The 15,006-nt window shown below is 69.8% G+C and carries 21 protein-coding genes; 5 read left to right on the forward strand and 16 right to left on the reverse strand.

The genetic code is table 11. The annotated features are described in order from the left end of the window. Positions 1 to 46: 46 nt before the first annotated feature. Positions 47 to 790, reverse strand: coding sequence for an HAD family hydrolase (locus PXH83_RS13090; RefSeq protein ID WP_274560106.1), 744 nt, complete (start codon positions 788 to 790; stop codon positions 47 to 49). Beyond that, positions 790 to 1,671: a GntR family transcriptional regulator gene (locus PXH83_RS13095; RefSeq protein ID WP_274560107.1), complete on the reverse strand. Its 882-nt coding sequence runs from the start codon at positions 1,669 to 1,671 to the stop codon at positions 790 to 792. Before PXH83_RS13095 ends, PXH83_RS13090 begins: the two co-directional genes overlap by 1 nt. Before the next feature lie 163 nt (positions 1,672 to 1,834). On the opposite strand from PXH83_RS13095, the gene PXH83_RS13100 reads away from it, so the two are divergent. Continuing rightward, a complete protein-coding gene (locus tag PXH83_RS13100; RefSeq protein ID WP_274560108.1) occupies positions 1,835 to 2,023 on the forward strand; it encodes a hypothetical protein in 189 nt (62 codons plus the stop codon). 169 nt (positions 2,024 to 2,192) lie between these two features. Next, positions 2,193 to 2,381, forward strand: a complete 189-nt coding sequence (locus tag PXH83_RS13105) for a hypothetical protein (RefSeq protein ID WP_214929038.1) — start codon at positions 2,193 to 2,195, stop codon at positions 2,379 to 2,381. Between the two features lie 29 nt (positions 2,382 to 2,410). Here PXH83_RS13105 and PXH83_RS13110 read toward each other — a convergent pair whose 3' ends face one another. From PXH83_RS13110 to PXH83_RS13120, 3 genes are all read right to left on the reverse strand, one after another. After that, positions 2,411 to 3,655 (reverse strand): GNAT family N-acetyltransferase, encoded by a 1,245-nt coding sequence (locus tag PXH83_RS13110; protein WP_274560109.1) that lies wholly within the window; start codon positions 3,653 to 3,655, stop codon positions 2,411 to 2,413. Positions 3,656 to 3,765: 110 nt separating this feature from the next. After that, entirely contained in the window at positions 3,766 to 4,737 is a 972-nt protein-coding gene (locus tag PXH83_RS13115; RefSeq protein WP_274560110.1) for an asparaginase, read from the reverse strand. A gap of 55 nt (positions 4,738 to 4,792) precedes the next feature. Beyond that, complete coding sequence (locus PXH83_RS13120; protein ID WP_274560111.1) at positions 4,793 to 5,395, reverse strand: RsiG family protein; 603 nt, start codon at positions 5,393 to 5,395, stop codon at positions 4,793 to 4,795. 125 nt (positions 5,396 to 5,520) lie between these two features. Here PXH83_RS13120 and dtd point away from each other — a divergent pair, with 125 nt between their 5' ends. Further along, on the forward strand, positions 5,521 to 5,946 hold the full coding sequence (gene dtd, locus PXH83_RS13125; protein ID WP_214929034.1) for a D-aminoacyl-tRNA deacylase: 426 nt from the start codon (positions 5,521 to 5,523) through the stop codon (positions 5,944 to 5,946). A 41-nt stretch (positions 5,947 to 5,987) separates the two neighbouring features. Here dtd and ygfZ read toward each other — a convergent pair whose 3' ends face one another. The 3 genes from ygfZ to PXH83_RS13140 are packed head-to-tail and all read right to left on the reverse strand — an operon-like array spanning position 5,988 to position 8,026. After that, positions 5,988 to 6,953, reverse strand: a complete 966-nt coding sequence (gene ygfZ, locus PXH83_RS13130) for a CAF17-like 4Fe-4S cluster assembly/insertion protein YgfZ (protein ID WP_274560112.1) — start codon at positions 6,951 to 6,953, stop codon at positions 5,988 to 5,990. 32 nt (positions 6,954 to 6,985) lie between these two features. Beyond that, positions 6,986 to 7,423 carry a Fur family transcriptional regulator gene (locus tag PXH83_RS13135; RefSeq protein ID WP_274560113.1) on the reverse strand — a complete coding sequence of 146 codons (438 nt, stop codon included), beginning with the start codon at positions 7,421 to 7,423 and terminating at the stop codon, positions 6,986 to 6,988. Between the two features lie 30 nt (positions 7,424 to 7,453). Next, positions 7,454 to 8,026 (reverse strand): heme-binding beta-barrel domain-containing protein, encoded by a 573-nt coding sequence (locus PXH83_RS13140; RefSeq protein WP_274560114.1) that lies wholly within the window; start codon positions 8,024 to 8,026, stop codon positions 7,454 to 7,456. Between the two features lie 356 nt (positions 8,027 to 8,382). Here PXH83_RS13140 and PXH83_RS13145 point away from each other — a divergent pair, with 356 nt between their 5' ends. Further along, entirely contained in the window at positions 8,383 to 8,745 is a 363-nt protein-coding gene (locus PXH83_RS13145) for a DsrE family protein (protein ID WP_274560115.1), read from the forward strand. Positions 8,746 to 8,772: 27 nt separating this feature from the next. On the opposite strand, the gene PXH83_RS13150 is transcribed toward PXH83_RS13145, so the two are convergent. From PXH83_RS13150 to PXH83_RS13180, 8 genes are all read right to left on the reverse strand, one after another. Further along, entirely contained in the window at positions 8,773 to 9,033 is a 261-nt protein-coding gene (locus tag PXH83_RS13150) for a DUF3099 domain-containing protein (protein WP_214929029.1), read from the reverse strand. A 100-nt stretch (positions 9,034 to 9,133) separates the two neighbouring features. After that, the gene (locus PXH83_RS13155) at positions 9,134 to 9,421 is read right to left on the reverse strand and encodes a DUF1416 domain-containing protein (protein ID WP_185029473.1); all 288 of its coding nucleotides are present in this window, start codon (positions 9,419 to 9,421) and stop codon (positions 9,134 to 9,136) included. A 32-nt stretch (positions 9,422 to 9,453) separates the two neighbouring features. Further along, the gene (locus PXH83_RS13160; protein ID WP_274560116.1) at positions 9,454 to 10,293 is read right to left on the reverse strand and encodes a sulfurtransferase; all 840 of its coding nucleotides are present in this window, start codon (positions 10,291 to 10,293) and stop codon (positions 9,454 to 9,456) included. Positions 10,294 to 10,472: 179 nt separating this feature from the next. Next, positions 10,473 to 10,556: a putative leader peptide gene (locus PXH83_RS32465; RefSeq protein ID WP_374225205.1), complete on the reverse strand. Its 84-nt coding sequence runs from the start codon at positions 10,554 to 10,556 to the stop codon at positions 10,473 to 10,475. A gap of 192 nt (positions 10,557 to 10,748) precedes the next feature. Beyond that, complete coding sequence (locus PXH83_RS13165; protein WP_274560117.1) at positions 10,749 to 11,447, reverse strand: LmeA family phospholipid-binding protein; 699 nt, start codon at positions 11,445 to 11,447, stop codon at positions 10,749 to 10,751. 98 nt (positions 11,448 to 11,545) lie between these two features. Continuing rightward, positions 11,546 to 12,745 carry a hypothetical protein gene (locus PXH83_RS13170; protein WP_420803160.1) on the reverse strand — a complete coding sequence of 400 codons (1,200 nt, stop codon included), beginning with the start codon at positions 12,743 to 12,745 and terminating at the stop codon, positions 11,546 to 11,548. Next, complete coding sequence (locus tag PXH83_RS13175) at positions 12,681 to 12,935, reverse strand: MoaD/ThiS family protein (RefSeq protein WP_214929025.1); 255 nt, start codon at positions 12,933 to 12,935, stop codon at positions 12,681 to 12,683. Before PXH83_RS13175 ends, PXH83_RS13170 begins: the two co-directional genes overlap by 65 nt. Before the next feature lie 44 nt (positions 12,936 to 12,979). Beyond that, positions 12,980 to 13,942, reverse strand: a complete 963-nt coding sequence (locus tag PXH83_RS13180) for an alpha/beta hydrolase family protein (RefSeq protein WP_420803161.1) — start codon at positions 13,940 to 13,942, stop codon at positions 12,980 to 12,982. Positions 13,943 to 14,161: 219 nt separating this feature from the next. On the opposite strand from PXH83_RS13180, the gene PXH83_RS13185 reads away from it, so the two are divergent. Beyond that, a complete protein-coding gene (locus tag PXH83_RS13185; protein ID WP_274560131.1) occupies positions 14,162 to 14,989 on the forward strand; it encodes a response regulator transcription factor in 828 nt (275 codons plus the stop codon). Positions 14,990 to 15,006: the final 17 nt, after the last annotated feature.

The raw sequence follows: 15,006 nt of genomic DNA on the forward strand, positions 1-15,006 counted from the left end.
GGGCCTAGCGGGTGACGCCTGCTCCGAACGGGGTACGGGTGACGGCTCAGGCCCGGCCCAGCTTCCGTACCAGGTGGAGCACCTGCCCCAGATCGTCGACGACCGTGGCCGCGCCCGCCTTGCGCAGGCGTTCCATGCGCGGCTGGTCGCGTCCGTAGCCGAGGAACCTCACGCCCGCCCGCCGGGCCGCGATCAGGTCCGAAGGCGTGTCGCCGATCATCAGGGAGGCTGCGGGGCGGGCACCCAGCGCGGTCAGGGCGCGGTTGAGGCAGTCCGGGGCCGGCTTCAGCCGGTCCAGGTCGGTGGTGCGGCCGTAGATGTGGGGTCTGAAACAGTCCGCGAGGCCGCGGCCGGTCAGGTACTGCTCCGCCACCAGCGGGGAATTGTTCGTCGTGATCGCGAGGCGGCTTCCGACAGCGCGCCAGGTGCGTATCAGCGGATCGGCATAGGGCGTGGGGCGGGCGGTGGCGGCTGCCCGCAGCTCCTCGCGGGTGAGTTTCTCCTCCAGCGCCTCGACCAGGTCGCTGCCGGGATGCATCCGGGCCACGGCCTTCAGTACGTCCTGCGGGTCGTCCGAGCCCAGTTCCTCCTCCGTCAGCAGTACATGCCGGCCGCGCTTCTCCAGCCAGTCGACCAGGCTGTCCGCCACCCGGTGTGCCTGGTGTCCGGCGAACAGCCGGCAGATGGGGCCGTCGAAATCGAAGAGCACACATTCCGCACCCGTGATCAAATCCCGCACTTTTTCGATCACAGATGCCGCCTGTCCGGTTTGAGTCGCGTCAGAAGTCACTAAGAGAGTGTCAGGTCCGACGTGATGGTGTTCCAGAGTGCGTTGAACCAAGTCTGGGACTCCTCAACGAACTTGGCGTTGCGCGCACCCTCGTCCGAACCGAACGAGAACAGCAGCGATTTGAGGCCGAGCGTGTCGTACATCTCCGTCGTCACGTCCTCGATCTCCTCCTCCCGCTTCTGGATCATGTAGTAGCCGAACAGCGCCTCGGAGCCGTTGAGGAGGTAGAGCTTCACGGGCGGCGTGAACGGCAGCGCCCGGAATGTCACCCTGACGTCGATGCCGTGCGAGCGCCGCAGCGCCAGCAGGTTGTGGCGCAGCACCTGCCCCTGGGAGTTGCGCTGGGCGAGCCAGCGCTCGTGGACCGGGCCGTCGTCGGTCGGGTCCACCACCGGGGTGGGGAAGGCCAGCGCGATCTCCCGGCTCGGGAGCAGGATCCGGGCCTCCACGGTTTCCGGCCTGATGCGGCCTTCGTGGATCTGCCGCAGCGGCTCGCCCAGCGCGATCGTCAGCGACTCCGAGGTCAGGCTGACCGCGTCGATGCGCACCTGGGGTTCCGCGAAGGCCGTGGTGATGCGCGGCCCCAGGCTGACCATCGTCGGCTGCGCCTGCTCCGGCGCCGCAGGTGCGCCGGGCGGTGTGTCCGCGATACGGGCCGGAGCGCCCCGCGTGACACCGGTGAGGAGGCCCTCCTCCTGGAGGACCCGCAGCGCCTTGCGGATCGTGCCGCGCTCGACGCCGAACTCGCCGGCCAGGCGGGTCTGCGTCGGCATGGGGTTCCCGGCCTTGAGGTCACCGCTGTGGATGCGCTCGCGCAGGGCGTCCGCCACTTCCACGTACGAGAGCTTTCTGCCGTTCACTGTCAGCTTCTCCTGGTTCACAACTCGACGCTACAACTACTCGCCATCTAACGGGAGTTGTTTGCAAGTTGTTTATTCACCTCGGCCAAGTGGGCACAAACTTGGTGTAGTTGGTTGCCAACTCGACCGACTTGGCGAAGCCAGCACCAGCCCCTCGCAGCCCCGCCCCGAAGGAGGGACCACCATGCCCGCGCTCCTGTTGCTCGCCGTTGTTGTCGTCGTCGGGTTCGAGAAGTTCGCCGAGTGGCAGTACGGCACCCTCAGCGCCGTAGGGCTGCTGCTGATCGCCGTCGGCGTCAAGGCCAAGAGCCCCACCTGCGCCGGAATCGGGGCCGTGGTGATCGCCATGCAGGTGACCGGCCCGACGGCCTGAACCACATCTCCGACACAACTTCTCCAACTCCGCACTATTTAGCGGGAGTTGGAAGCGGAATGGTTACCTCTCGATCCAAGTGGGGGACAACTTCCTTAGAGTTGGTGGCCAACTTGAACAACCTGGCCAACCAGCTGCCAAGTGGGACGAATCCCAGGGAGGGACCGCAATGCCGCTCATCGCCATCCTCCTCGCCGCAGTCTTCTTCACCCTCGAAGAGCTCATCCAGTGGCAGTTCGGCGCCATGGGTCTGGTCGCCGTCGCCCTGCTGTCCATCGGCGTAAAGGCCAAGAACACGGCATGCCTGAGCCTCGGCGCCATCGTTCTGGTCCTGCTCTTACAGCCCGCGTTCGGCTAGGGGGTGTCCCCGGCGGATCAGGCCGGGGCTCAGAAGATGTCCGGGCACCACGGGCGCCTGGACGTACGGAACAAGGCGTCGGCAATGACGGCGGCGCCCGCCGCCTCCTCCGTCACCCGCCCCAGCGCCACCAGCCGCACCGCGGACTCCTCACCCAGGTACAGCGCACCCAACTCCCGCACATCCAGCGTCAGACCGGGCGACTCGGACGTCGGGACACACACCGCACCGTCCGGCGCCGCGTCCAGCCGGAAGCGCCCGCCCGCAAGCCCCGCCGCGTCGTGCACCTCCAGCACGAGCGAGGCGGGCACCGCATACGTACGTGCCTCAAGGGCCCGTACGACGTCCAGCAGCCGCACCCACAGGAAATCCGCCTGACTGACGATCCTGGCAGCCCGGGGATCCGGGAGCAGGAGGGGAAGCAGATCGTCACTGGCGCGGTATCCGGACCGTACCGACGTGATCCAGTCGACCGCGCAGACGAAGTGCCACAGCGCACGCTCCGCGGCCGGCGTCACCGCGATCATGCCGCGTACGGTCGCCGTGTTCAGCGGCTGCTTGGCGTCCGCCCACTTCTCGTCGGAATCGAAGACCATCAGGCCCTCGACCTCGCCGTGCGCCGAACGGTAGACGGCGTAGAACGGCTTGCTCCAGGGCTGGTGCGCCTGGGTCACCTGCCCGGTGTTGAGCTGCCACCAGCGCTCGTCCCGGTCGATCGCACCGTGCTGCACCGCCCGGAAGCGCTCGTACAGCTCGGGCCCGAGCTTGCGTACGTCGGCCCCGTCGGTCAGATCGACGCGGCCGCCGTCGTCGGGCCCCGCCCAGCGCGGGTCGAGCCCGGACCGGGGCACGTCGACCTCCCACTCGGTGAAGCCTGCGGCGGGCCCGAATCCGTACCGCCCGTAAATGGGGTACTCGGCGGCGATCAGGGTCGACAGGACGTCGCCGCGCTCCTTCGCCGCCGCCAGGTCCGTGTCCATCATCCGGCTGAGCAGACCACGCCTGCGGTGCGTGGCCGTCACGGTCACGTTGCTCACGGCGCTCGCCGGAAGCTGTGCGCCGCCGGGCACCGTGAGCTCCTGTGCGAAGGAGCGGTACGTCGCGACGCACCGCCCGTCGTCGAACGCGCCCTGCACACGCTCCAGGCCCGTGTACGCCATGCGTTCGGCGACTTCGGCCTCCGAGGCGACGGTCCGCCGGAGAAAGCCGGTGGCCAGGGCAGCGAGCCAGTCGGGGTACTCGGACGCGGTGATCGTACGGACGTCGACAGTCATGCGCACACGCTAGGCACACGAGACACCGCCTGTCGCCCGTATTGAGCGCCCGCAAATGACACGCCCGCAATCCAGGCCCACGCCCCCGCCGTTGGCCCCGGGCCGGGCCCTCAGAGCGCCGCGCGTATCTCCCCGACCTCCGCCGCCCCGCCCATCAGCGGCGACCGCCCGATGCGGTCGACGACCGGCCCGTCCACGCCGAGCTTGCGCAGTACGCCGGCCAGCACCGGGCCGAGTGCCCGCGTCGCACCGTCATCGATCTTGAACGCGAGGGCGCGGCCGTCCGGCAGAGCCACCGCCTGGACCGCCTCGGCGCCCATCTTCGACAGCGTTCCCGGCACCTCGCGCATCAGCCACGTGTCGGGGCGGCGCGTACCGGCGACGTACTCGGGGTGGGCGCGCATCGCGTCCGCGACGCGGCGCTCCGCCGTGCCCGGCTCGGCGACGACGAAGTGGCGGAAGGCGCGGGCGAGGCCGGTGAGGCTGATCGCCATCAGCGGGGCGCCGCAGCCGTCGGTCCCGACCGCCGTGACGCGCTCGCCGCTCGCCTCCTCGACCACCTTCAGGACCAGCTGCTGAAGCGGGTGCGAGGCGTGCAGGTACGTTTCGGCGTCCCACCCGTTGACCGCGCACACGGCCAGCATCGCGGCGTGCTTGCCCGAGCAGTTCATGGTGAGGCGCTCGCGGACCCCGCCCGCGGCGAGGTACGCCTCCGCCTCCACCGGGTCCAGCGGCAGGTCCGGCGGTGTCTGGAGGTCCGACTCCGTGAGGCCCGCCTCCGCCAGCATTTTCCGTACGAGATCCAGGTGGAACGGCTCCCCGGAGTGACTCGCGGCCGACAGCGCCAGCCGCTCCCCCGACAGCTCCAGACCGGCCCGCAGCACCGCGGCCGCCTGCATCGGCTTGTTGCTGGAGCGCGGGAAGACGGGGGCGTGCGGGTCACCGATCGCCAGGTCCACACTGCCGTCCGCCGCCAGGACGACGAGCGATCCCCGGTGGTGGCCCTCGACGAAACCGGAACGAACGACTTCGGCGAGGACCGGGGAGGGGGATATGGCAGGGGCGGCGGTGCTCGATGACATCTTCGACCTTCCGGGGAGGGCTGGACCAGGCTCCCCGTAAGGCCAGGTCAGTGCCTCAGGTCAGCAGGTCGTCTACTTGCGCTTCCCCATCACGGTACCTGCGGGCAATCTCGGCACTGCAATCGTCCGCCGTCCGCTGAAGCTGTTGCCTGCGCCGCGAGACCTGCTGCTCGTAACGGACCAGCCGTCCCATCGCCTCGTGCAGCTCCTCGTCCGTACGCGCGCCGAGGTCCGACAGCTCGACATCCGCGAGCATCTCGGCGGCCAGCAGCCGGGACTCCTCGCTGTGCGGCGTGGACATCGTGACGTGCCGGGCGGAGGAGCGGTGGCTCGACGGGGCGTCGGCGAGGATCTCGGAGAGCCGGTCCACGACCGGGGACTCCGGCCCCGTACGCCGTGAGAGCTCGGCCCTGAGAATGTCGATGCGCCCGTGAAGCAGGCGCCGCACATAGCTGAGGTCCGCCTCGTTCCGCTGCGAGTCACGGCGCAGTGCGCGCAGTTCGGGCAGCCGGAGCAGCGACAGGACACCGGCATCGCTGTCGCCGGTCCGCTGCGCCGGTGGTCGTGCGGCGGAAGCGGAGGCGGCAGCGGCGGACGCCAGCTGGATCAGCGGCATAGGTACGGGCCCGGGTGGCTGCCCGATGCCAGGTGTGCTCATGGATGTTCCGTCCCCTCGACCGGTGCGCACCGGTGCGGCGCGCACCGCCTCCGTGCATCGTGCCACTCCTGACGGGGGGTACGCAGGCGCTCGTCGCCCGTTCAGCCCCGGATAGGTTGGTCCGTATGCGTGCAGTGGTTCAGCGGGTGGACGGCGCGAGCGTCGTCGTGGCGGGGCAGACGGTCGGCGAGATCGTCGGCGAAGGCCTGTGTGTGCTGGTGGGAGTGACCCACGAGGACACAAAGGACAAGGCGGCACAGCTCGCCCGCAAGCTGTGGTCGGTTCGGATCCTTGCGGGCGAGAAGTCCTGCTCCGATGTGAATGCGCCGCTTCTGGTCATTTCACAGTTCACTCTCTACGGGGACGCCCGCAAGGGCCGCCGCCCCACCTGGAACGCCGCGGCGCCCGGCGAGGTGGCCGAACCGCTGGTCGACGAGGTGGTGGCGCAGCTGCGGGCGCTGGGCGCGCACGTGGAGACGGGCCGGTTCGGAGCGGACATGAGGGTCTCGCTCACGAACCACGGCCCGTTCACGGTGATCGTCGAGGTGTAGGGCCCGCTTTACGGCTTACGACGTATCGGCTCTGCGACGGCTTACGGCTCTACGACGACTTCCTGTGCGGCGGCGGTGTTCCCCACCAGCAGCTCGGCGTCGACCGGCACATTGCGCTTCACCAGCGCGAGCGCGATGGGCCCCAGCTCGTGGTGGCGGGCCGACGTTGTGATGAACCCCAGCTGGCGCCCCTCCTCGCCGTCCGCAGCGAGCCGCACCGGAGTGCCGGGACCGGGCAGCAGAACCTCGCTGCCGTCCAGGTGCAGGAAGACCAGCCGGCGCGGCGGCTTCCCCAGGTTCTGGACCCGGGCGACAGTCTCCTGGCCCCGGTAGCAGCCCTTCTGGAGGTGTACGGCGCTGCCGATCCAGCCCAGCTCGTGCGGGATGGTGCGGTGGTCGGTCTCGAAGCCGAGGCGGGGCCGGTGCGCTTCGACGCGCAGGGCCTCGTACGCCAGGATGCCGATCGCGGGCCCGTGGGTTTCGGCGTACGACTCCAGGTCGCCGCGCGGCAGGAAGAGGTCGCGCCCGTACGAGGTCTCCCGTACGGCTACGCCTTCGGGAACCTCGGCGATCGAGCCTGCCGGGAGGTGGACGACGGCGAAGTCGTCGGTCCGGTCGGCGGTCTCCACCCGGTAGAAGAACTTCATCGACTCCAGGTACGCGATGAGATCGCCCTGCGTGCCCGGTTCGACATGCATCCACACCGTCTCGCCGTCGTCGACGAGATACATCGCATGCTCGACGTGCCCGTGCGCGGTGAGGATCAGCGCCTCGGTGGCCCGGCCCGCGGGCAGCTCGCTGACATGCTGCGTGATCAGGAGGTGCAGCCAGTTCAGCCGGTCGCCGCCGGTGACGGTGACGACACCGCGGTGCGAGAGGTCGACGAAGCCGGTGCCGCCGGCGAGCGCGCGCTGTTCGCGGAACAGGTCGCCGTAGTGCGCGGCGACGCCTTCGTCGCGCCCTTCGGCGGGGACGGCGCCGGGCAGGGAGAGCAGGGGACTCTTCATACCGGTCAGCCTACGACTTGCCTGCGACACACCTACGACTCGGCGGCCGACGCCGCGGCCGTGCACTTCCTGCAGCGGCCGAAGATCGCGAAGTGCTTCATGTCCGTCTCGAAGCCGAAGGTCTCGCGCAGCTTGCCGATGAAGTCGGCGGCGACCTCGGTATCGGCCTCGATCACGTTCGTACAGTCGCGGCAGACCAGGTGGATGTGGTGATGGCGGTCGGCCAGGTGGTACGTCGGCGCCCCGTGCCCGAGGTGCGCGTGGCTGACCAGTCCGAGCTCTTCGAGCAGCTCCAGCGTCCGGTAGACGGTGGAGATGTTCACGCCGGACGCGGTTTTGCGCACCTCGGTGAGGATGTCGTCGGGCGTCGCGTGCTCCAGCGCGTCGACGGCTTCGAGGACAAGCTGGCGCTGCGGTGTCAGCCGGTAACCGCGCTGCCGCAGATCACTCTTCCAGTCGGTGCTCACCACGCCCCCAGTGTAGGGGGACGGGGTGCAGGCCTACTTGAAGAAGGCGATGCCGTCGTCCGGGAGGTCACCGAGGCTCTTGGCCATCTGCTCGACCTCTTCCGGCGTGACGACCTTCTTCAGATGCGCCGACATGTACGGGCGCAGCTCGACGTCCGGGGTGGCCTTCTCGCCGACCCACATGAGGTCGCTCTTGACGTACCCGTAGAGCCGCTTGCCACCGCTGTACGGACCCGATGCGGCGGTGCGTGCGACCGCGTCCGTCACCAGGTCGATCTGCGGCTTCTGGTCGGCCAGCTCGCCGTACCAGATCTCCACGACGCCCTGGTCGCGGATCATGACGACCTCGACCTTGCGGTCCTTGTCGATGCGCCAGTAGCCGGATTCGGTCTCCAGGGGCCTCACCTTGTTGCCCTCGGCGTCGAGGATCCAGGAGTGCGAGACGTACTCCAGGAAGTCGCGGCCGTCGTGGCTGAAGGTGACTTCCTGGCCGAAGTTGGCCTTCTCCTCGCCGGGGAAGTCGGTGACGCCCGCGCCCGTCCAGTTTCCGAGGAGGAAGACGAGGGGGACGAGGTCCGGGTGGAGGTCGGACGGGATCTCGATCATGAGCTGCTCAGGCGATCTGTGAGGGGAGGGGTGGGTTAGCGCTGACCCTGGTAGAGCTTCTTCACTGCCAGCCAGGTGAAGGCGAGAACGCCGACGCAGACCAGAACCAGCAGAGCTTCGAAGAAAATCGTCACGGGGTGCTCCTTGCGTGAGCCGTGGGCGGTACGGGACCGGGCCCCAGCTTAATGGGCGGGGGTCCGGCGTTCTCTGCGAGGGGCGTGCGGGGGCTCAGCCGAGCAGCTGGTTCTGCAGGACGACGTGCGGCTTCGACTCGTCGTACACATGCCGCTCCGGGTAGTCGACCAGTGCGGCCCGCTCCTTTCCCTGGTTGTACAGCGGCGGATTACAGTTCGGACATGGCGAAGAAGCTCGTGATCAAGGTGACTGCCGGGGCCGATGCCCCGGAGCGGTGTTCGCAGGCCTTCACGGTGGCGGCGGTGGCCGTGGCCAGTGGGGTGGAGGTTTCGTTCTGGCTGACCGGCGAGTCCTCGTGGTTCGCGCTGCCGGGCCGCGCCGCCGAGTTCGAACTGCCGCATGCGGCGCCGCTGCCGGATCTGATCGAGTCGATCATGGCCGCCGGGCAGATCACGCTGTGCACGCAGTGCGCGGCGCGGCGCGAGATCACCGAGAAGGACGTGATCGAGGGCGTACGGATCGCAGGCGCGCAGGTCTTCGTCAGCGAGATCACGGGCGAAGGCGTCCAGGCGCTGGTGTACTGAGCGACTCTTGCACTGAGTGCGACGGGCTTACGGGTGGTGCTTCTTGCCGTCCAGTTCGTCCCACCACTCGTCGGACTTCGGGTCCCCGGACGGATCGTCCCACCAGCGGTCCTCCGGGCCTCTCCGGTTGGCGATCATCGCCGCGATCGGCGGTATGACCATGGCGACGACGCACATCCCGACGGCCACGGGCACGGACCACAGGCGCACGACGGACCAGGCGGACACGAAGAGGAAGAGGCATCCGCCCATCAGCAGGAAATAGTTGCGACGGCGCCGCGCGTACATACCTCCACGGTACGACCGAAGGGCCGCACCCGGTCCAGGTAGCGTCCAAACCCCCTGGGGTGCGGCCCTTCGGCCAGTATTCGCGCAGGATTCGCAGGAATCAGACTGCGATGGCCACCTCTGCGAGGCCGCCCGTCTGCGCCACGACCGTACGGTCGGCCGTGCCGCCGGGGACGAGTGCGCGCAGGGTCCACGTGCCCTCGGCCGCGTAGAAGCGGAACTGGCCCGTGGCCGAGGTCGGGACCTCGGCGGTGAACTCGCCGGTCGAGTCCAGCAGTCGGACGTAACCGGTGACGGGCTCGCCGTTGCGGGTCACGCTGCCCTGGATGGTGGTCTCACCGGGCTTGATCGTCGAGGCGTCGGGGCCGCCGGCCTTCGCTCCACACATGTTGTTCTCCAGATTCTCGAAGGTCGCGGGGATTACTTGTTGGCGCCGAGCTCGATCGGAACACCGACGAGCGAGCCGTACTCGGTCCAGGAACCGTCGTAGTTGCGGACGTTCTCCTGGCCGAGCAGCTGGTGCAGCACGAACCAGGTCAGGGCCGAGCGCTCACCGATGCGGCAGTACGCGATGGTCTCCTTCGAGAGGTCGACCTGCTCGTCCTCGTAGAGGGCCTTGAGCTCCTCGTCCGACTTGAAGGTGCCGTCGTCGTTGGCGTTCTTCGACCACGGGATGTTGCGGGCGGACGGGACGTGGCCCGGGCGCTGCGACTGCTCCTGCGGGAGGTGCGCCGGGGCGAGCAGCTTGCCGCTGAACTCGTCGGGGGAGCGCACGTCGACGAGGTTCTTGTTGCCGATCGCGTTGACGACGTCGTCGCGGAAGGCGCGGATCGAGGTGTCCTGCGGCTTGGCCTTGTAGTCCGTGGCCGGACGCTGCGGGACCTCGGCGACCAGGTCGCGGGAGTCGAGCTCCCACTTCTTGCGGCCGCCGTCGAGCAGGCGGACGTCCTGGTGACCGTAGAGCTTGAAGTACCAGAAGGCGTACGAGGCGAACCAGTTGTTGTTGCCGCCGTAGAGGACGACGGTCGTGTCGTTCGCGATGCCCTTCGCCGAAAGGAGCTTCTCGAAGCCCTCCTGGTCGATGAAGTCGCGGCGGACCGGGTCCTGGAGGTCCTTGGTCCAGTCGATGCGGATCGCGTTGCGGATGTGGTTCTTCTCGTACGCGGAGGTGTCTTCGTCGACCTCGACGATGGCGACCTTCGGGTCCTCGATGTGGGCCTCGACCCAGTCTGCGTCTACCAGTACGTCGCTGCGGCTCATGCTGTTCTCCTCCGGGGCAGTGTGCGGCGGTTATGCGCGAGGGGGGTGCGGGTGTGCGGGTACGCCGAGCGAGGGGGCGTACGGCCGTACCGGGGTGGCCCTGAGGCGACCGTCATAGGTCGGGAGGGCCGGGGGGAACGCGGGGTGTCGGAGGCTTCCGCTGCTCCGGACAAACCCACTCAGACAGTGCGACAGAGCATGGCGGCGACGCGGCACAGGTCTACTGCCCGCCGCTTCGTGAGGTCCGCCTGTCGCTTCTGCATGGGTCCGATCGTAGGGACGTCACGTCCGACGTGTCACCGGTGTGTCGGATGTTGAGACGCGATCGTCCGCATTGCGGGATGAGAGTACGGCGCGGACCGCTTGCCCGTGCCCCGGAACGCGCCGCGTCCGCCCGTCATCTGAGGGGCGGACGCCTGCGTCTCACTATCCGGCCAAGTGGTCTTGCGGCCGGCTCATCCGGCCAGGTTCACATCCGTACCCGTGACGGAAATCTCTACGCCACCCTCGGCCGCCTGGACCTTTTCGAGCTTCAGCCCGTCCGGCAGGCCGCCGATCTGGCGGTCGAAGTCGGTCTTCCGGCGGACCATTCCCTCCAGCCCGGGGATGCCCTCGCCCGGAACCGCGTCGGCCCGCACCCGGATCGTATTGCCGTCGACCAGGCTGACGGTGGAGAGCACGCTGCGCGTGACATTGCGGCCGAGGACGGCGACGGTGCCGGTGACCTTCACCTTGCCGTTGCCGCCGTACGAGAGGGTCACGTCGCTCTCGGAGGCCTCGGAGAGGTCCTCGTACGAGACGTTCGCGGTGCCCGTGGCGCGCGCCGCCGTCGCACTGGAGAAGCCGGTGAGGCTGCCCCGGAGCGTTACGTCGTGGAGCTGGGCGGTCATCTCACCGACCCGCACCTTGCGGCCGGCCGCGTTCGCCTCGATGCCCTTGAGAGTGACGTCGACCTGGTCGAGCTGCTTGGACATGACCTGGGTCAGGAAGGGAAAGCCCTTGATCGACACCTCGGTGCCGCCTGCCGGCCCCTGCTGGGCCTGGACCCGCTCCGCCACCTCGGACTCGGCCATGCCGGCCGCCCAGCGGTCCAGGGCGACGAAGATGCCGCCGAGGATCACGCCGACGACCAGCAGTATTCGCAGTGCACGCATTGCTTGCGGTTCCCCCACCTGTCTCGCCGGGCCGCCGTACGACGGCCCGTTCACGCCCCCTTGACCTTTGCGAGCCTACTGGTAGGTACCACTCGGGCTCAGGCGATGACCCGGCCGATCAGGTACACGGCGGGGGCGGCGGCGGTGAGCGGCAGGGCCACGCCGGCCGTCATGTGGACGAACCGGGACGGATAGTCGTAGCTCGCCACCCGCAGCCCGATCAGCGCGCACGCCCCGGCGCCGAGCCCGAGCAGCGCGCCCCCGGTGCCCACGTCCGTCATCCCGCCGGCCGCGACACCGGCGCCCGTGGCGGCGAGCAGCGCGACGACGACCGACGCGACGCCGGGCAGAGGCAGCGCGCGGGCCAGTACGGCCACGGCGACGGCCACGCCGCCGACCGTCACGGCCTCGTGGGCCGCAGCGAGGTGCCCGGCCGCGACGACAGCGAGTGCGGCCGAGGTGACGGTGGCCGTCAGGCCGTACATCCGCTCGTCGGCGGGGGCGCGGTTGCGCAGCTGGAGTACGAGCGCGAGCAGCACCCAGACGCCGAGCGTGCCCAGGATCGCGGCGGGCGCGTGCTCGGCGCCGACGGCCAGCAGTGCGATGTCCGCGGTGACGCCGCCGAGGAAGGCGAGCGCGATGCCCTGCCTGGCGGGCCACATCCCGTTGAGCCGGAACCAGCCCGCGGCGGTGACCGCCTGCAGCAGCACCAGCGGCACGACGAGGGCGTACTGGCCGACGGCTGCGGCGACGGCCATCAGCAGCGCCAGAGCGGCGGTCAGCGCGGCGGGCTGCATCCCGGGCGCGATGATCGGCGACCGCCCTTCGGCGCGGGCGCGCTGGGCGTCGGTGATCCGCGCGTTGCCCGCGGTGGTCGGGGAGCTGTACGCCGCGGAGGAGGCGGCGGGGGCAGCCGCGGCCGGTTCCCGTGCGGGGACGGGCTCGTACGGCGCCGGGCCCTGGGCGTACGTGGTCGGCGAGGGGGCCTCGGGCGGCAGCGGGTAGGCGCCGCTCTGGGGCGGGAAGTACGAGGTGTCGACGGCGGCCTGGGGCTGCGCCTGCGCCTGGTACGGCTGCTGCTGACCGTACGGCTGCTGGACCGGCTGGTGCTGCGTGTCCCAGGTCTGCGCGTCCCAGGTCTGCGTGTGGGGCTCCTGGGCGTACGGCTGCTGCTCCGGGTACCCGTCGTTCCCCTCGTACGGGTAAGGCTGCTGGTTGCTCATGATCTGGGGGTCATCCTCCTGCGAACGGCGGGAGCACCTCGACCGTGCCGCCCTCGGCAAGCCGTACGGTCTCATGACCGCGGGTCCCGACGGGGGAACCGTCGATGAGGAACGAACACCGCTGGAGTACGCGCGTCAGCTCCCCGGGGTGGCGTTCGCGCACGGCGTCGAGCGCCTCGGCGAGCGTCCCGGCCGCGTACGGCTCCTCTGCGATCCCGGCGGCGGCCTTGGCCGCGGCCCAGTAGCGGATGGTGCCCACTGCCATGGCGGCGCTCCTTACGTCGGGGTCCGTTCGGCTTCCATGATGAGCTATGCCGCTGTGACCTCGGCGAGCCAGGCCGCGATGCGGGTGAGGAGCGTCTCGTGGGCCGCGTTCTCGGCGTGCCCCATGCCGGGCTCGATCCAGAGTTCGTGCAGGCCGGAGGCATCGGCAGCGGCGCCGGCGGCAGCGGCGGCCAGCATGCGCGGGTGGTCCAGGGGGAAGTACGGGTCGCGGTCGCCGTGCACGACCAGCAGCGGCGTGGCCGACGCGATCCGCGCCACCGCCTCGACCGGCGAGAGCGGCACCGGATCCCACTCCCGGCCGTGGATCCGGGTACGGAACCCGAAGCGGCCGACGAGGCGCCCCACGGGCCGGGTGACGACCCAGTGCAGCCGCCGCATGGGGGCGGTGCCGCGGTAGTACCAGCGGGCGGGGGCGCTGACAGCCACGACCGCGTCGGTGTGGGCGGGGCCGCTCGACTCCACGATCGCATCGGTGTGCGCGGGGGCGCTCGACGCCACAGTCATGGCCGTACGCGCTTCTGTGCGCCCCCCGTGCGCACCCGGCCCGTTCCCGTACAGCGCCGCGTGCCGGAGCGCCACCGAGCCGCCCATCGAGAAGCCGACCGTCACCACCCTCGCGTAGCCCAGCGAACGCGCCCACCGCACCGCCGCCGCCAGGTCCAGCACCTCGCGGTCGCCCACCGTGGAGCGGCCGCCGGAGCCGCCGTGGCCGCGGAACGAGAATGTGATTACCGCCGCATACCGCGTGAATACCCGCGCCGCGCGCCGCACCGCGGGCCGGTCGACCGACCCCGTGAAGCCGTGCGCGACCACGATGGCCAACTCCCGCGTGGCACCCCCGGACAGGCCGCCCGACGTGCCGTCCCACGGCTCGTACAGCGCCTCGATACGTACGCCGTCATCCGTACGCAGAGTCGTGCGCCGGGGCCTGCGCGTGATCAAGGGAACAATTGATCTGCGGCTTTGCCCCTCTGCCTCGGAACCCATGTGAGCTATTCTGATGGGAAGAGGACCTGGGCAATGTTGCCCCCGGGTCCTTTTGTGTTTTCTGACCGTTGTTACGGACAGATGACGCGGGCGGCTCCAGGGCGCGGGGCCGCATCGTACGAAGCAGTGCCGCATACGTCCTCGCAGGGACCGAGGAGGAACCGACGTAATGGGCAAGCGAAACGTGCATGACCGGACGACCCGGGCAGGTGGCGGACGATGAGTTCTCTGCTGCTCCTGACCAATGCCCTCCAGCCGTCGACGGAGGTGCTTCCCGCCCTCGGCCTGCTTCTGCACAGTGTGCGGGTGGCTCCCGCCGAGGGCCCGGCCCTCGTCGACACCCCTGGTGCCGACGTGATCCTGATCGACGGCCGCCGCGACCTCCCGCAGGTCCGGTCGCTGTGCCAGCTGCTGAGGTCCACCGGACCCGGCTGCCCGCTGATCCTCGTCGTGACGGAGGGCGGCCTCGCGGCCGTCACCGCCGACTGGGGCATCGACGACGTACTGCTCGACACCGCCGGTCCGGCCGAGGTCGAGGCCCGGCTGCGGCTCGCGACGGGCCGCCAGCAGATCACCTCGGACGACAGCCCGATGGAGATCCGCAACGGCGACCTGTCGGTCGACGAGGCGACGTACAGCGCGAAGCTCAAGGGGCGGGTCCTGGACCTGACCTTCAAGGAGTTCGAGCTGCTGAAGTACCTGGCGCAGCACCCCGGCCGGGTCTTCACGCGCGCACAGCTCCTCCAGGAGGTGTGGGGCTACGACTACTTCGGCGGTACGCGCACGGTCGACGTGCACGTACGACGGCTGCGGGCGAAGCTCGGCCCCGAGCACGAGTCGCTGATCGGGACCGTACGCAATGTGGGCTACCGCTTCGTGACGCCCGAGAAGGTCGAGCGCGCGGCGGCGGCCGAGGAGGCCAAGGCGAAGGCGAAGGCCGATTCCCGGGCCGCGTCGGAGTCCGCGACCGCGACCGCTTCGCCCGTCACCCATGCGGCGGAAACGGCCTCCCTGGAGGAAGCAGCCGTACGGCCTGCCCAGCGGTAGGTCACCACGCGTAGACT

The sequence above is a fragment of the Streptomyces spiramyceticus genome, assembly GCF_028807635.1.
In the GTDB taxonomy this organism is placed as follows: domain Bacteria; phylum Actinomycetota; class Actinomycetes; order Streptomycetales; family Streptomycetaceae; genus Streptomyces; species Streptomyces spiramyceticus.

What these genes read in the sequence shown, in the direction of transcription:
- ygfZ (WP_274560112.1), bottom strand. Translation starts at nt 6,953, where the DNA reads ATGAAGAGTCCCCTGCTCTCCCTGCCCGGCGCCGTCCCCGCCGAAGGG.
- PXH83_RS13160 (WP_274560116.1), bottom strand. Translation starts at nt 10,293, where the DNA reads ATGAGCCGCAGCGACGTACTGGTAGACGCAGACTGGGTCGAGGCCCAC.
- PXH83_RS32465 (WP_374225205.1), bottom strand. Translation starts at nt 10,556, where the DNA reads ATGCAGAAGCGACAGGCGGACCTCACGAAGCGGCGGGCAGTAGACCTG.
- PXH83_RS13165 (WP_274560117.1), bottom strand. Translation starts at nt 11,447, where the DNA reads ATGCGTGCACTGCGAATACTGCTGGTCGTCGGCGTGATCCTCGGCGGC.
- dtd (WP_214929034.1), top strand. Translation starts at nt 5,521, where the DNA reads ATGCGTGCAGTGGTTCAGCGGGTGGACGGCGCGAGCGTCGTCGTGGCG.
- PXH83_RS13100 (WP_274560108.1), top strand. Translation starts at nt 1,835, where the DNA reads ATGCCCGCGCTCCTGTTGCTCGCCGTTGTTGTCGTCGTCGGGTTCGAG.
- PXH83_RS13145 (WP_274560115.1), top strand. Translation starts at nt 8,383, where the DNA reads ATGGCGAAGAAGCTCGTGATCAAGGTGACTGCCGGGGCCGATGCCCCG.
- PXH83_RS13115 (WP_274560110.1), bottom strand. Translation starts at nt 4,737, where the DNA reads ATGTCATCGAGCACCGCCGCCCCTGCCATATCCCCCTCCCCGGTCCTC.
- PXH83_RS13150 (WP_214929029.1), bottom strand. Translation starts at nt 9,033, where the DNA reads ATGTACGCGCGGCGCCGTCGCAACTATTTCCTGCTGATGGGCGGATGC.
- PXH83_RS13155 (WP_185029473.1), bottom strand. Translation starts at nt 9,421, where the DNA reads ATGTGTGGAGCGAAGGCCGGCGGCCCCGACGCCTCGACGATCAAGCCC.
- PXH83_RS13140 (WP_274560114.1), bottom strand. Translation starts at nt 8,026, where the DNA reads ATGATCGAGATCCCGTCCGACCTCCACCCGGACCTCGTCCCCCTCGTC.
- PXH83_RS13120 (WP_274560111.1), bottom strand. Translation starts at nt 5,395, where the DNA reads ATGAGCACACCTGGCATCGGGCAGCCACCCGGGCCCGTACCTATGCCG.
- PXH83_RS13170 (WP_420803160.1), bottom strand. Translation starts at nt 12,745, where the DNA reads ATGAGACCGTACGGCTTGCCGAGGGCGGCACGGTCGAGGTGCTCCCGC.
- PXH83_RS13180 (WP_420803161.1), bottom strand. Translation starts at nt 13,942, where the DNA reads ATGGGTTCCGAGGCAGAGGGGCAAAGCCGCAGATCAATTGTTCCCTTG.
- PXH83_RS13185 (WP_274560131.1), top strand. Translation starts at nt 14,162, where the DNA reads ATGAGTTCTCTGCTGCTCCTGACCAATGCCCTCCAGCCGTCGACGGAG.
- PXH83_RS13175 (WP_214929025.1), bottom strand. Translation starts at nt 12,935, where the DNA reads ATGGCAGTGGGCACCATCCGCTACTGGGCCGCGGCCAAGGCCGCCGCC.
- PXH83_RS13110 (WP_274560109.1), bottom strand. Translation starts at nt 3,655, where the DNA reads ATGACTGTCGACGTCCGTACGATCACCGCGTCCGAGTACCCCGACTGG.
- PXH83_RS13105 (WP_214929038.1), top strand. Translation starts at nt 2,193, where the DNA reads ATGCCGCTCATCGCCATCCTCCTCGCCGCAGTCTTCTTCACCCTCGAA.